Source organism: Collimonas fungivorans (assembly GCF_001584145.1).
Lineage (GTDB): Bacteria > Pseudomonadota > Gammaproteobacteria > Burkholderiales > Burkholderiaceae_D > Collimonas > Collimonas fungivorans.
The window spans coordinates 4,057,209-4,071,216 of sequence record NZ_CP013232.1 but is presented as its reverse complement, the minus strand read 5'-3'; the positions used below and the strand labels follow the sequence as shown (position 1 = coordinate 4,071,216).

At 60.8% G+C, this 14,008-nt stretch carries 11 protein-coding genes; 9 read left to right on the top strand and 2 right to left on the bottom strand.

Going from position 1 to position 14,008, the window contains the following annotated elements:
• The first annotated feature begins 91 nt into the window (after window positions 1-91).
• Together CFter6_RS17630 and fdhA are read left to right on the top strand one after the other, a co-directional pair.
• Window positions 92-1,036 (top strand): choline ABC transporter substrate-binding protein, encoded by a 945-nt coding sequence (locus tag CFter6_RS17630; protein ID WP_061541027.1) that lies wholly within the window; start codon window positions 92-94, stop codon window positions 1,034-1,036.
• Window positions 1,037-1,103: 67 nt separating this feature from the next.
• Window positions 1,104-2,306 (top strand): formaldehyde dehydrogenase, glutathione-independent, encoded by a 1,203-nt coding sequence (gene fdhA, locus CFter6_RS17625; RefSeq protein WP_061541026.1) that lies wholly within the window; start codon window positions 1,104-1,106, stop codon window positions 2,304-2,306.
• Window positions 2,307-2,371: 65 nt separating this feature from the next.
• Here fdhA and CFter6_RS17620 read toward each other — a convergent pair whose 3' ends face one another.
• Window positions 2,372-3,460, bottom strand: coding sequence for a threonine aldolase family protein (locus CFter6_RS17620; RefSeq protein WP_061541025.1), 1,089 nt, complete (start codon window positions 3,458-3,460; stop codon window positions 2,372-2,374).
• A 487-nt stretch (window positions 3,461-3,947) separates the two neighbouring features.
• On the opposite strand from CFter6_RS17620, the gene CFter6_RS17615 reads away from it, so the two are divergent.
• The 7 genes from CFter6_RS17615 to CFter6_RS17585 all read left to right on the top strand — a co-directional run bounded on the left by CFter6_RS17615 (window position 3,948) and on the right by CFter6_RS17585 (window position 13,639).
• Window positions 3,948-5,366: an L-serine ammonia-lyase gene (locus CFter6_RS17615; protein ID WP_417924775.1), complete on the top strand. Its 1,419-nt coding sequence runs from the start codon at window positions 3,948-3,950 to the stop codon at window positions 5,364-5,366.
• A gap of 57 nt (window positions 5,367-5,423) precedes the next feature.
• Window positions 5,424-6,668 (top strand): sarcosine oxidase subunit beta family protein, encoded by a 1,245-nt coding sequence (locus CFter6_RS17610; protein ID WP_014007060.1) that lies wholly within the window; start codon window positions 5,424-5,426, stop codon window positions 6,666-6,668.
• A gap of 37 nt (window positions 6,669-6,705) precedes the next feature.
• Window positions 6,706-6,990, top strand: a complete 285-nt coding sequence (locus CFter6_RS17605) for a sarcosine oxidase subunit delta (protein ID WP_061541023.1) — start codon at window positions 6,706-6,708, stop codon at window positions 6,988-6,990.
• Window positions 6,987-10,001, top strand: a complete 3,015-nt coding sequence (locus CFter6_RS17600) for a sarcosine oxidase subunit alpha family protein (RefSeq protein WP_061541022.1) — start codon at window positions 6,987-6,989, stop codon at window positions 9,999-10,001. Before CFter6_RS17605 ends, CFter6_RS17600 begins: the two co-directional genes overlap by 4 nt.
• Complete coding sequence (locus CFter6_RS17595) at window positions 9,991-10,599, top strand: sarcosine oxidase subunit gamma (RefSeq protein WP_236904360.1); 609 nt, start codon at window positions 9,991-9,993, stop codon at window positions 10,597-10,599. Before CFter6_RS17600 ends, CFter6_RS17595 begins: the two co-directional genes overlap by 11 nt.
• The gene (locus tag CFter6_RS17590; RefSeq protein WP_236904358.1) at window positions 10,596-11,033 is read left to right on the top strand and encodes a dihydroneopterin aldolase; all 438 of its coding nucleotides are present in this window, start codon (window positions 10,596-10,598) and stop codon (window positions 11,031-11,033) included. Before CFter6_RS17595 ends, CFter6_RS17590 begins: the two co-directional genes overlap by 4 nt.
• 296 nt (window positions 11,034-11,329) lie before the next feature.
• Window positions 11,330-13,639: an NADP-dependent malic enzyme gene (locus CFter6_RS17585; RefSeq protein ID WP_061541019.1), complete on the top strand. Its 2,310-nt coding sequence runs from the start codon at window positions 11,330-11,332 to the stop codon at window positions 13,637-13,639.
• Between the two features lie 53 nt (window positions 13,640-13,692).
• Here the strand turns inward: CFter6_RS17585 and CFter6_RS17580 are convergent, their stop codons facing one another.
• Complete coding sequence (locus CFter6_RS17580; RefSeq protein ID WP_061541018.1) at window positions 13,693-13,983, bottom strand: TFIIB-type zinc ribbon-containing protein; 291 nt, start codon at window positions 13,981-13,983, stop codon at window positions 13,693-13,695.
• Window positions 13,984-14,008 lie beyond the last annotated feature (25 nt).

Genomic DNA, 14,008 nt, shown 5'->3' with positions numbered 1-14,008 from the left:
ATTTCTCTTGCGTCGGTGTGCATGCCCTTTCCATTCATCTTGTACCGGTGCCTACATCGGACTTTCGTCTTTGTTTCAGGAGAAAAAAGCAATGAAATCATTCAGCTTGATGGTCGCCGGCGCCGGCGTGGCGTGCAGCCTGCTGGCGCCGGTGCAGGCGCAGGAACCGAAATCGTGCCAGACCGTGCGTTTCGCCGATGTCGGCTGGACCGACATCGCCGCCACCACCGGCCTGGCTTCTGCCGTGTACGAGGGTCTGGGCTATCACACCACCAAGACCATCGCCTCGGTGCCGATCACCTTTGCCGGCGTCAAGAACAAGCAGATCGACCTGTTCCTCGGTTACTGGGCGCCGACCATGGATCCCATCATTGCTCCCTTCGTCAAGGAAAAATCGCTCAAGGTGCTGGCCACGCCGAACCTGACCGGCGCCAAATACACGCTGGCGGTGCCGACCTACGCCTACGACGCCGGCCTCAAGACCTTCGCCGACATCGCCAAGTATTCGAAAGAGCTGGACGGCAAGATCTACGGCATCGAACCCGGCAACGACGGCAATGCCCTGATCCAGGGAATGATCAGCAAGAACCAGTTCAACCTGAAGAATTTCAAGATGGTGGAATCGAGCGAGGCCGGCATGCTGATCGAGCTGGGGCGGGCGGTCAAGCAAAAGAAATGGATAGTGATACTGGGCTGGGAACCGCACCCGATGAATGTGCAGCAGAAAATCAGCTACCTGAGCGGCGGCGACGATGTGTTCGGCCCCAATTACGGCGAGGCCAAGGTCTATACCGTGGCGGCCACCGACTATGCGACGCGCTGCCCTAACGCCGACAAGCTGGCCGGCAACCTGCAGTTTTCCACCGGCATCGAAAACCAGCTGATGGGACGCATCATGGACAAATCCGATCCCAAGACTGCGGCCAAGGAGTGGCTGAAAAAGAATCCGGACATCCTGGAGAAGCTGCTGGCCGGGGTAAAGACCTTCGATGGCAAGGACGGCCTGCCGGCGGTCAAGGCTTCGCTGGGCATTTAGTGAATTGCGGTAACGCTTAATGGTTTCAATAGCGGCTTCAATCTTCATAACAAAAGAAGGAGACACAATGTCAGAAAATCGTGGCGTGGTTTATATCGAACAGGGCAAGGTTGAAATACAGTCGATTCCATTTCCCAAGCTGGATAATCCGCAGGGCAAGAAAATCGAGCATGGCGTGATCCTGAAAGTGGTGTCCACCAATATCTGCGGTTCCGACCAGCACATGGTGCGCGGCCGCACCACCGCCCAGGCCGGGCTGGTGCTGGGCCATGAAATTACCGGCGAAGTGATAGAAGTCGGTTCCGATGTCGAAACCATCAGGAAGGGCGACCTGGTTTCGGTGCCGTTCAACGTTGCCTGCGGCCGCTGCCGCACTTGCAAGGAACAGCATACCGGCGTCTGCGAAACCGTCAATCCGGCGCGCGCCGGCGGTGCTTACGGTTATGTCGACATGGGCGGCTGGATCGGCGGCCAGGCCGAGTACGTGATGGTGCCTTACGCCGACTTCAACCTGCTGCGTTTCCCCGATAAAGAGCAGGCGATGGCCAAGATCCGCGACCTGACCTGCCTGTCGGATATCCTGCCTACCGGTTACCACGGCGCGGTCACGGCCGGCGTTGGTCCCGGCGCCACAGTGTATGTCGCCGGCGCCGGTCCGGTCGGGCTGGCCGCGGCAGCTTCGGCGCGCTTGCTGGGAGCGGCGGTGGTGATTGTCGGCGACGTCAATCCGTTGCGCCTGGTCCATGCGCGCAGCGTCGGTTTCGAAACCGTGGATCTGTCCCTCGATGCTTCACTGAGCGACCAGATCACGCAGGTCCTGGGCGTGCCGGAAGTCGATTGTGCGATTGACTGCGTCGGTTTCGAAGCGCGCGGCCATGGCCATGCGGGCGCGCAGTCGGAAGCGCCGGCAACCGTGCTCAATTCGCTGATGGAGGTGACCCGCGTGGCCGGCAAGATCGGCATTCCGGGTTTGTATGTCACAGACGATCCGGGCGCGGTCGACAGCGCCGCCAAGGGCGGCAGCCTGAGCATCCGCCTCGGGCTGGGCTGGGCCAAGTCGCACAGTTTCCATACCGGGCAGACGCCGGTGATGAAATACAACCGGCAGCTGATGCAGGCGATCCTGTGGGACCGCATCAAGATCGCCGACATTGTCGGCGTTGAAGTCATTACCCTGGACCAGGCGCCGGCCGGGTACCAGCAGTTCGATGCCGGCGCGCCGAAGAAATTCGTCATCGATCCGCATCATTTATTGAAGAAAGCCGCCTGAGCCCGGCCTGAGTTATACCGGCTTGATTGCCTGCTGACGGCTTTTTTGGGCCGTCAGGGGCAATCTCACACAGGCGCGAGTAGCGCCTGGAACTGGTCCAGGATAGCGGCAACCCTGGCGTCGGACAAAGACAGCAGCGCCTCTCCCACATACCACTCTACATAACTCTGCTGCGGCAAGGCCGTATGCCTGGCTTCGCCAAACAGCCAGATCCCGTGCTCCCGGGCCAGCTGGTCGCGCGCCGCATTCGCCGCATCGCGGTCAACCGGAAAATAGAGATGCAATATATTGCAATGCGGTTGGCGCGGATTGACCTGCCACAGCGGGTAGCGCGCCAGCAGCCGATAAAGATCCCGGGTGCGCTGCAGGTAAGCCGGCATACACGCCAGCTTCTGGTCGAACCGCATCGCGGCCGCTACCACGTAGGGCGAACGCTGGTAGATATTGCCGCCCATGCGTTTCATCCATATCGAAGTGCGGTCAATGAAGTCGCGGCTGCCCAGCAGCATGGCGCCGCCGAGGCCGCCTATGCCCTTGTAGAACGAGACATAGGCGCTGTCGAAGCCGGCGGTCACGCTGTCCAGCGGCTTGCCATAACCGGCGGCGGCTTCCCACAGGCGGGCGCCGTCCAGGTGCAGATGGATGTTTTGCTTGCGGCAGTGGTGCTTGACCGCATCCAGTTCTTCCCATGCCGGCAGCTGGCCGCCGATCTCACGCATGGGCAACTCGTACAGCGCCGCGCCCAGGCGATCGGGAATGGCTTTGAGGTCATCGGCCGTCCACGGCCGCTGCGGGCTGCCCACATTGAGCGAGGTGAAATGGTCGAGCAGCTGGTAATTGCTGTTCTCGTGCAGCAGGATATGCGCAGTAGGGTGGAGCGCTACCAGCGGATTGTTGCGGTCCAGGCAGGCAATGCGCAGCGCGACGGTCTGGGCAAGCGTGCCGGTAATCACGAAGCGGGCCGCTTCGAAGCCCAGCAGCGTAGCGATCTTGTTTTCGAAATCCTGGACCAGCTTGCCTTCGCCGTAGACATCGTGCTGGATGTCATGCGCCTGGCACCAGGCAGCCATCTCGGCAAAATCCTCGGCGGCTGGGCGCGGTGCAGTGCCGGAAAAAAAGGTATGGCACTGACTGCGTAGATTGGTGTTTGACATAGCTTGCGGCAAGCCTTCTTGGGAGGTTTGAAAACGGGAGCTTGCTATCCTACCCGATTTATTATTGCCGTCGCTCGTACCGTTTTCTTTCGTGGTAAACATCCCGGGAAAGCAAAGCCGGCACCGGGATGAATTGATCGCTTCGGCCGAAAATATCTAATTGACAATATTTCAACGTTTGACTTATGCCCTACAAGAAAATGTCATCGCGCCGCGGCTGTCACTTGGTCGTAAAATCAAAAAATGTCGCGCTTGTCGGAAAAGGACAAACACTTGTCAGCTACGGGAAATAGGCCAGCCTGTGCAAGGACAAAATGATGCCAAGGAATAGCACTGCAACACGAGATGGTTTGAGACCGAAATCAGCCGTGTTGCGCTGTACCCTGGCGTTGTCGTGTCTCGTGCGCTTGCTGCCGTTTGCCGGGAAAAATACTTCAACCCAACCAGGAGTTGTCATGAACCTAAGCATCATGTTTTACCAGCGCATTTGCCAGTACAGCCAATCGGATTTTCTATGAACATCAGCACATTCGATTTATTCAAGGTCGGCATCGGCCCCTCCAGTTCGCATACGGTGGGACCGATGATTGCCGCCAATCGATTTGCTGCGCATTTGCATGATGCCGGCCTGCTCGATGCAGTGCATGCGGTCAGGGTCGAGCTGTACGGTTCGCTGGGCGCGACCGGCAAGGGCCACGGCAGCGACAAGGCCGTGCTGCTTGGACTGGAAGGCAACCTGCCGGACAGCATCGATCCGGACCATGTCGAGCCGCGGCTGGCGGAAATCCGCAGCTCGAAGAAACTGCTGCTGAATGGCAGCCACGCCATTGGCTGCGTGGAAAAAGAGCATGTACTGTTTTTCCGCCGCGAAGCCTTGCCGCAACATCCGAACGGCATGCGTTTTGTTGCCCTGGATGCTGCCGCCAGCGTGATTGCGGAAAAAGAATACTACTCGGTCGGCGGCGGTTTTGTGGTCAGCAAGGAAGGCCAGCGCGTCAATCTGGTGCAGGCGGGCAGCGTGCAGAGCGAAGGCGGCCTGCCGTACCCGTTCCATTCTGGCGACGACCTGCTGCGCATGTGCACCGAAAGCGGCTTGACGATTGCCGCGCTGATGATGGAAAACGAAAAGCACTGGCGTTCGGCGGAAGAAGTGCGGACCAAGCTGCTGGGCATCTGGGATGTAATGGCGGCGGCGGTAAAGCGCGGCTGCTCGATAGACGGCGAACTGCCCGGCCCGATGCGGGTCAAGCGCCGCGCCTCCGAGTTGTACCGGCAGCTGAAGGATCGCTCCGAGGAATCGTTCACCGATCCTTTGTCGATGCTGGACTGGGTCAACCTGTATGCGATGGCGGTGAATGAAGAAAACGCCGCCGGCGGACGCATCGTCACGGCGCCTACCAATGGCGCGGCAGGCGTGTTACCGGCGGTGCTGCATTACTACACCAAGTTCATTCCGGGTTCCAACAAGGATGGAGTCATGACTTTCATGCTGACGGCGGCGGCGATCGGCCTGATCTACAAGGAAAACGCTTCCATCTCCGGCGCCGAAGTCGGCTGCCAGGGCGAGGTCGGAGTTGCCTGTTCGATGGCTGCGGGAGCCTTGGCTGCGGTCTTGGGCGGTACGCCGGAGCAGATCGAGAATGCCGCTGAAATCGGCATGGAACACAACCTCGGCATGACCTGCGATCCGGTCGGCGGACTGGTGCAGATTCCCTGCATAGAACGCAACGCGATGGGTGCGGTGAAGGCGATCAACGCTGCCCGCATGGCTTTGCGCGGCAACGGCAAACATTATGTATCGCTGGACAATGTAATCAAGACCATGATGCAGACCGGCGCCGACATGAAGACCAAATACAAAGAAACATCACGTGGTGGTTTGGCGGTAAATGTGATTGAGTGCTGACTTTGAGTGCTAACTAATAGCGGACTGTAACAGCGGTTCCGGAACTTTGAGGAGTGTATGAGCAATTATTCGATATTCAGCCTGATCCGCAATGGGCTCTCCTATCATGAGAACTGGCAGCGGGCCTGGAAAAGTCCGGAACCGAAAAAGGAATACGACATCGTCATCGTCGGCGGCGGCGGCCACGGCCTGGCTACTGCCTATTACCTGGCCAAGGTGCACGGCCTGCGCAATATCGCGGTGATTGAAAAAGGCTGGATAGGCGGCGGCAACACCGCGCGCAACACTACCATCGTGCGCTCGAACTACCTGTGGGACGAGTCGGCCATGCTGTATGAAAAAGCCATGCAGCTGTGGGAAGGCTTGTCGCAGGACCTGAACTACAACGTCATGTTCAGCCAGCGCGGCGTGATGAACCTGGCGCATACCTTGCAGGACGTGCGCGATACCGACCGCCGCATCAACGCCAACCGCCTCAACGGCGTCGATGCCGAATGGCTGACGCCGGCGCAGGTCAAGGAAATCGTGCCGATCATTAACCTGAACAGCCATTACCCGGTGCTGGGCGCTTCCTTCCAGCGCCGTGGCGGCGTGGCGCGGCACGATGCGGTGGCGTGGGGATTTGCCCGCGGCGCCGACGAGCGCGGCGTCGATATCCTGCAGAACTGCGGCGTCACCGGGATCCGGCGCGAGAATGGCGCGGTGACCGGCGTCGATACGGTCAAAGGTTTTATCAAGGCCAAGAAAGTAGCGGTAGTGGCAGCCGGCCATTCCAGCGTATTGGCGGCCATGGCCGGCATCCGCCTGCCGCTGGAGAGCCACCCTTTGCAGGCGCTGGTGTCGGAGCCGATCAAGCCGATCATCGATACGGTGGTGATGTCGAATGCTGTGCACGCCTATATCAGCCAGTCCGACAAGGGCGACCTGGTGATCGGCGCCGGCGTCGACCAGTACACCGGCTACGGCCAGCGTGGCAGTTACCACGTGATAGAAGGAACTTTGCAGGCGATTGTCGAAATGTTCCCGGTGCTGAGCCGGGTCCGCATGAACCGGCAGTGGGGCGGGATCGTAGACGTTTCGCCGGATGCCTGCCCGATCATTTCCAAGACCCCGGTCAAGGGCCTGTACTTCAACTGCGGCTGGGGCACCGGCGGCTTCAAGGCTACGCCGGGCTCGGGCTGGGTGTTCGCCCACACGATTGCCAACGACAATCCGCATCCCCTGAATGCGCCGTTTGCGCTGGACCGTTTCTACAACGGCCACCTGATCGACGAACACGGCGCCGCCGCCGTGGCCCACTGAAATTCACTAATTCCCGCTATCTGCCTGGAGATCCATCATGTTATTGATTACCTGCCCTTGGTGCGGGCCGCGCGCCGAGAGTGAGTTCCATTGCGGCGGCGAAGCTGACATTGCACGCCCGCTGGACACCGAAAACATCAGCGACGAAGCCTGGGGCGACTACCTCTTCATGCGCAAGAATCCGCGCGGCGTGCACCGCGAGCAGTGGCTGCACAGCCATGGCTGCCGGCGCTGGTTCATGGCCGAGCGCGACACCGTCACCTACGAATTCCTCGGTTACAGCAAGTTCGGCGAAAAGACTGAAACAGGGAGCGCAACATGAGCAACAGTCAAACGCATCGACTGCAGAGCGGCGGCCGCATAGACCGCGGCGCGGCGCTCGGTTTTACCTTCAACGGCAAGAGTTACCAGGGTTACCAGGGCGATACGCTGGCATCGGCGCTGCTGGCGAACGGCGTGCATTTTGTGGCGCGCAGCTGGAAATACCATCGTCCGCGCGGCATCGTCACGGCCGGCGTGGAAGAACCGAATGCGCTGGTGCAGCTGGAAACCGGCGCTTATACGGTGCCGAACGCGCGCGCCACCGAAATCGAGCTGTACCAGGGCTTGAGCGCCACCAGCGTCAACGCCAGTCCCAGCATCGAGAATGACCGGATGGCGGTGAACCAGCTGTTCGCCCGCTTCATCCCGGCCGGTTTCTATTACAAGACATTCAAGTGGCCGCGCAGCTGGTGGGGCAAGTACGAAGAAGTAATACGCGAAGCAGCCGGTTTCGGCAAGGCGCCCACCGCGCTCGATCCTGACCGCTATGAAAAGACCTATGCCCATTGCGATGTGCTGGTGGCGGGCGCAGGCCCGGCCGGCCTGGCTGCGGCCTGGGTCGCTGCCAGTTCGGGTGCACGAGTGGTGCTGGCCGACGACCAGTCGGAACTGGGCGGCAGCCTGTTGTCCGGGCCGGCCATGATCGATGGCTTGCCCGCTGCAGCGTGGGTGGCAAAGATAACGGACGATTTGCGGCGTTTGCCGGAAGTCACGATTTTGTCGCGCAGCACGGTGTTCGGCTACCAGGACCATAACCTGCTGACCGTGACCCAGCGTCTGAGCGAGCACCTGCCGCTGGCGGCGCGCGGACCGGTGCGCGAGCGCTTGTGGAAGGTGCGCGCCAAACACGTGATACTGGCCACCGGCGCGCATGAGCGGCCTATCGTATTCGGCAACAATGACTTGCCGGGCATCATGCTGGCGTCGGCAGTATCGACCTATATCCACCGCTACGGCGTGCTGCCGGGGCGCAAGGCGGTGATCTTCACCAATAATGACGATGCTTACCAGACCGCGCTGGACCTGAAGGCTAACGGCGCAGAAGTGACGGTGGTCGATCCGCGTCCGGCTGGAAACAGCAGCGGCAGCAGCTTGCCGGCCGCCGCCAGGAGGCAGGGCGTCAACATCATCAACGACGCTGTGGTGGTGACTGCCAGCGGCAGCCGCCATGTCAAGATGGTGGAGGTAGCGCGCCACCAGGACGGCGTGCCGGGGCAGTTCATTACCTCGATCTCCTGCGACTTACTAGGCGTGTCGGGCGGCTGGAACCCGGTGATCCACCTGTTTGCGCAATCCGGCGGCAAGGCGCACTGGAGCAATGAAAAAGCCTGTTTTGTACCGGGCTCGGCGATGCAAAAGGAAACCAGCGCAGGCGCCGCCAATGGCGATTTCAGCCTGAGCGGCGCCTTGCGCGACGGTGCCTTGGCAGCACAGCAAGCGATTGTTGCAGTAGGGTTGAAGCCGGTAGCGCTGCCCAGCTGGAAAGTGGTGGAGTTGTCCGAAGCCGCCATCATGCCTTTGTGGCTGGTGGGTGACCGCAAGCAGGTGGGCCGCGGCCCCAAGCAGTTCGTCGATTACCAGAACGACGTTTCGGCGGCAGATATCTACCTGGCAGCGCGCGAAGGCTATCATTCGGTGGAACACGTCAAGCGTTATACCGCACTGGGCTTCGGCACCGACCAGGGCAAGCTCGGCAATATCAACGGCATGGCGATCCTGGCTGAAGTGCTGGGCAAGACCATCCCGGAAACCGGCACCACTACCTTCCGCCCGAACTACACGCCGGTGACCTTCGGCACAGTGGCCGGACGCGAACTGGGCGAGTTCCTGACGCCGATCCGCAAGACCTGCATCCATCCGTGGCACCAGGAGCAGGGCGCCTTGTTTGAAGACGTCGGCAACTGGAAGCGGCCATGGTATTACCCGCGCGGCAAGGAAGACCTGCATGCCGCGGTGGCGCGCGAATGCCTGGCAGCGCGCAACAGCGTCGGCATCCTGGATGCCTCGACCCTGGGCAAGATCGATGTGCAGGGACCGGATGCGGTGACCTTGCTGAACTGGATCTACACCAATCCGTGGAACAAGCTGGAAGTCGGCAAGTGCCGCTACGGCCTGATGCTCGATGAAAACGGCATGGTGTTCGACGACGGCGTCACGGTGCGCCTGGGCGAACAGCATTTCCTGATGAGCACCACCACCGGCGGCGCGGCGCGCGTGCTGGACTGGATGGAGCGCTGGCTGCAGACCGAATGGCCGCACCTGAAGGTCAACCTGACGTCGGTGACCGATCATTTCGCGACCTTTGCAGTAGTCGGGCCAAATGCCCGCCGCGTGCTGCAGAAGGTGTGCAAGGACATCGATTTCTCGAACGAGAAATTCCCGTTCATGTCGTTCCGCGAAGGCAGCATCAACAGCGTCTTCACCCGCATCATGCGCATCAGTTTTTCGGGTGAACTGTCGTATGAGGTGAACGTGCCGGCCAATATGGGACGCGCCATCTGGGATGCGATCATCGAAGCCGGCAAGGAATTCGACATCACGCCTTACGGCACAGAGACCATGCACGTGCTGCGTGCAGAAAAAGGCTACATCATCGTCGGCCAGGATACCGACGGTTCGGTGACGCCGTTCGACCTCGGCATGGGCGGCCTGGTCGCCAAGTCCAAGGATTTCCTCGGCAAGCGTTCGCTGATACGTTCCGATACTGCGCGCAGCGACCGCAAGCAGCTGGTCGGCCTGCTCAGCGAGGATAAGGATGTTGTGCTGCCGGAAGGCAGCCAGATCCTGGCAGAGCCGAGCAATGAACCGATCGCCGACATGATTGGCCATGTGACGTCCAGTTATTTCAGCCCGATCCTGCAGCGTTCGATCGCGTTTGCGCTGATCAAGGGCGGCCTCGGCAAGATGGGGCAGGAAGTCAGCATTCCGCTGGCGAACGGACGCAATCTCGCGGCCAAGATCAGCAGCCTGGTGTTTTACGATGCAGAAGGAGTCCGTCAACATGTTGAATGAAACCCAGCTTTTCCAGGTGCAGCAAGAGTCGCCGTTCACCGAACTGACGCAGATGCTGGCGTCGCTTGCGGTCGGCGCCAACGCGGCCGTCAGCATGGAAGAGAAGCCCTTCCTCGAATTGATCAACCTCAAGGGCGAAGCGGATTCCGCTGTGCTGCAGAAGGCGGTCAAGGGCCTCACCGGCGCGGTTTTGCCGCTGCAGCCGAACACGGTCACGGAGAGTGAACAGTTCACCATCTACTGGCTGGCGCCCAATGAATGGCTGATCCAGTCGAAACAGCCGCGCCTGCCGGCGTTAGGCAGCGACCTGGCCGGCGCACTGGCGGGACAGTTTGCCTCGGTGGTGGATATCAGCAGCGGCAACACCAGCCTGGTGCTCAGCGGGAAAAAGGCGCGCGAGGTACTGCGGAAAGGTTGTCCGCTGGACTTTCATCCGGCCGCGTTCAAGCTTGGCCAATGCGCCCAAAGTCATTTCTTCAAGGCTGGCGTCTTGCTGCGGCCGTTGGCCGATGATGCGTATGAACTGGTGATCCGGCGCAGCTTCGCCGATTATTTCGGCCGTATCTTGCTGGACGCCTGCCAGGAGTACCTCCGATGAAAAACGAAAACATCGCCAGCGGCGTCCGCTGGCAGATCTTCGTCGAAGCCTTGTCGACGACGACGCGGGTCGGCCTGCATCCGCACGAGCATGAGAAGGCGCAGGCGGTGGAGCTGGATATCGAGCTGTCCTACCGCACCGGCGGCCAGCACGATGACGATGCCGCTTCGGTGATCGACTACGATCATTACTGCGGCGTGGTCACGGCTTTCCTGCAGGCCAAGCCGCACACCCGCCTGCTGGAGACGCTGGCGTCGGAAGTCGCCAGCCTGTCGTTCCGCGAATTCACCATGCTGGATGAAATCCGGGTTGCGATCCACAAGCCGAAGATCCGTCCGAATACCGCGCGGCTGGGCGTGGCTTCGAGCTGGACGCGCTGGAGTTATGAGACCCTGCTGGTGCTGCAGCCGCTGGAAAGCAGCGTCGCAGCTTGACATTGACATGATGGCAGTGAGCTTCTGATGGCAAGCCCGCATGCGCGGGCTTTTTTTATGCGGCACTGCGGGATAAATCAGGCCGGTATTTTTCGCGGTAACGCTGCAAGTTGCCCGGGATTCGTCTACCATTTGCCATGAGCCGCACAATTCAAACCACGATCCCACGAGATAATTTCCCTTTCCGAACAGCATCTTCCCCAGCAGAGATATCGGCCGCCGGGAAACCGCATCGATAGACATTGTGATAATGTCGCTGCCACCGAATTTTCATTAGCGTATCCAGGAGACCATCAATGAGCACCCCAACCACTCTTTCTGCGGCCGAACAGGCCCTGCGCGATGCGGCGCTGGAATATCACCGCAGCCCGACGCGCGGCAAGATCGCCGTGGTGCCGACCAAGCCCCTGTCGAACCAGCGCGACTTGTCGCTGGCGTATTCGCCCGGTGTGGCGTATGCCTGCCTGGCGATCCACGAAGATCCGGAAATGGCGGTGGAATACACTTCGCGCGCCAACCTGGTGGGCGTGGTCACCAACGGCACCGCGGTGCTGGGCCTGGGCGACATCGGCCCGCTGGCCGGCAAGCCGGTGATGGAAGGCAAGGGCTGCCTGTTCCACAATTTCGCCGGCATCGACGTGTTCGACATCGAACTGGCCGAGCGCGACCCGGACAAGCTGGTCGAGATCATCGCCGCGCTGGAGCCGACCCTGGGCGGCATCAACCTGGAAGACATCAAGGCGCCGGAATGCTTCTATATCGAAAAGAAGCTGCGCGAGCGCATGAAGATCCCGGTCTTCCACGACGACCAGCACGGCACCGCCATCATTTCCTCGGCGGCCCTGCTGAACGGCCTGGAGCTGGTCAACAAGAAAATCGGCGAAGTCAAGCTGGTGGCTTCCGGCGCCGGCGCTGCGGCGATCGCCTGCCTGGACCTGATGGTCGAGCTGGGCGTCAAGCGTGAAAACATTTTTGTCTGCGATTCGCGCGGCGTGATCCATGACAAGCGCGAAGACAAGCTGGATGTATCCAAGCAGCGCTACCAGCAGACCACCAATGCCCGCACCCTGGGCGATGCGATCGTCGATGCCGACGTGTTCCTCGGCTGCTCGGCGCCTGGCGTGCTGACCCAGGACATGGTCAAGGCCATGGGTTCGCAGCCCATCATCCTGGCGCTGGCCAATCCGGAACCGGAAATCCGTCCTGAGCTGGCGCTGGAAGCGCGGCCGGACTGCATCATCGCCACCGGCCGTTCGGACTATCCGAACCAGGTCAACAATGTGCTGTGCTTCCCCTACATTTTCCGCGGCGCGCTGGACTGCGGCGCTACCAGCATCACGGAAGCGATGAAGGTCGCCTGTGTGCGCGAGATCGCCGACCTGACCAAGGCCGAGATCAGCGAAGAAGTGGCGTCCGCCTATGCCGGCCAGGAACTGCATTTCGGTCCGGAATACATCATTCCGAAGCCATTCGATTCGCGCCTGATCCTGCGTATTGCGCCTGCGGTTGCCCGCGCCGCCGAAGAATCGGGCGTGGCGACACGCCCGATCAAGGACATGGAAGCTTACCGCCAGTCGCTGATGCGTTTTGTCAGCCATACCGGCATGTTCATGCGTCCGGTGTTCGTTGCCGCGCGCGGCGAGCCGCAACGCATCGTCTACGCCGAGGGCGAGGACGAGCGCGTATTGCGCGCGGTGCAGATCGCACTGGAAGAAAAACTGGTGCGGCCAATCCTGATCGGCCGTCCGGCAGTGATCGAGGCGCGCATCAAGCGCGCCGGCTTGCGCTTGCAGGCTGGACGCGATTTCGAACTGATCAATCCGGAAGACGATGTGCGTTTCCGCCAGTACTGGGAAACCTATCACGAGATCAAGGCGCGCGACGGCGTCACGCCCGAGATGGCGAAGTCGACCTTGCGCCGTTCCAACACCACCATCGCTTCGCTGCTGGTCAAGCTGGGCGACGCCGACGGCATGCTGTGCGGCCTGGTGGGACGTTTCGACAACCACCTGGAACATGTGAGCGACATCATCGGCCTGCGCGAAGGCGCCAAGTGTTTCGCCACCATGAACGGCCTGGTGCTGGACAAGCATACCTTGTTCATCGCCGATACCTTCGTCAACGACGATCCGGATGCCGAGCAGCTGGCCGACATCGCGGCGATGGCGGTGGAAGAGGTAAGGCGCTTCGGTGTGCCGCCCAAGGTGGCGTTCCTGTCGCACTCGATGTTCGGTTCCAGCACGCGGCCGTCGGCCAAGAAGATGCGCGCCGCGCGCGACTTGTTCGTCAAGCGCATGCCGGATGTCGAAGCCGATGGCGAGATGCACGGCGATGCAGCCTTGAGCGCAGAGGTGAGGGCGCAGTTCCTGCCGAAATCCACGCTGAGCGGCGACGCCAACGTGCTGGTGACGCCTAACCTGGATGCCGCCAATATCCTGTTCAACGTGTTGAAGATGACTGGCGGGCAGGGCGTTACGGTGGGACCGGTATTGCTGGGCGCCGCAGCGCCGGTGCATATCCTGAATCCGTCGGCGACGGTGCGCCGGGTGGTCAACATGACGGCGCTGGTAGTGGCAAACGCCATCTCTGCCAAGCAGGAAGTGTAAACAAGGACGGGGGACAGGATGCTTGATCCTGTCCCCCGGCTAGTCCACATGGTTCAGTCGAACAGCTCTTGCCAGAAACTCTCTTTTTTCTTCGGCCGGCGATGATCGTTGTACTGCGCGCTGTACTGCGATCCGTGCTGCTCGGGGCGATATTCAGGCTGGTGCCGTGCCGGAGCTGCCGGTTGCGCCCTGGCGCTGGTCAATTCATGGGTTGATTGCTGGATGATCTTGTCCAGTTCGCCGCGGTCCAGCCAGACGCCGCGGCAACCAGGGCAGTAATCGATCTCGATACTCTGCCGTTCGCTCATGACGAGCTCTTTGTCCTTGCATACAGGGCAATACATAAACATTCTCCATAATAGTCAAACG

Excerpts from the sequence above, each read along its gene's own strand:
- CFter6_RS17605 (WP_061541023.1), top strand. The coding sequence starts at position 6,706 with ATGTTATTGATTACCTGCCCTTGGTGCGGGCCGCGCGCCGAGAGTGAG.
- CFter6_RS17590 (WP_236904358.1), top strand. The coding sequence starts at position 10,596 with ATGAAAAACGAAAACATCGCCAGCGGCGTCCGCTGGCAGATCTTCGTC.
- CFter6_RS17595 (WP_236904360.1), top strand. The coding sequence starts at position 9,991 with ATGTTGAATGAAACCCAGCTTTTCCAGGTGCAGCAAGAGTCGCCGTTC.
- CFter6_RS17610 (WP_014007060.1), top strand. The coding sequence starts at position 5,424 with ATGAGCAATTATTCGATATTCAGCCTGATCCGCAATGGGCTCTCCTAT.
- CFter6_RS17630 (WP_061541027.1), top strand. The coding sequence starts at position 92 with ATGAAATCATTCAGCTTGATGGTCGCCGGCGCCGGCGTGGCGTGCAGC.
- CFter6_RS17620 (WP_061541025.1), bottom strand. The coding sequence starts at position 3,460 with ATGTCAAACACCAATCTACGCAGTCAGTGCCATACCTTTTTTTCCGGC.
- CFter6_RS17585 (WP_061541019.1), top strand. The coding sequence starts at position 11,330 with ATGAGCACCCCAACCACTCTTTCTGCGGCCGAACAGGCCCTGCGCGAT.
- CFter6_RS17580 (WP_061541018.1), bottom strand. The coding sequence starts at position 13,983 with ATGTATTGCCCTGTATGCAAGGACAAAGAGCTCGTCATGAGCGAACGG.
- CFter6_RS17600 (WP_061541022.1), top strand. The coding sequence starts at position 6,987 with ATGAGCAACAGTCAAACGCATCGACTGCAGAGCGGCGGCCGCATAGAC.
- fdhA (WP_061541026.1), top strand. The coding sequence starts at position 1,104 with ATGTCAGAAAATCGTGGCGTGGTTTATATCGAACAGGGCAAGGTTGAA.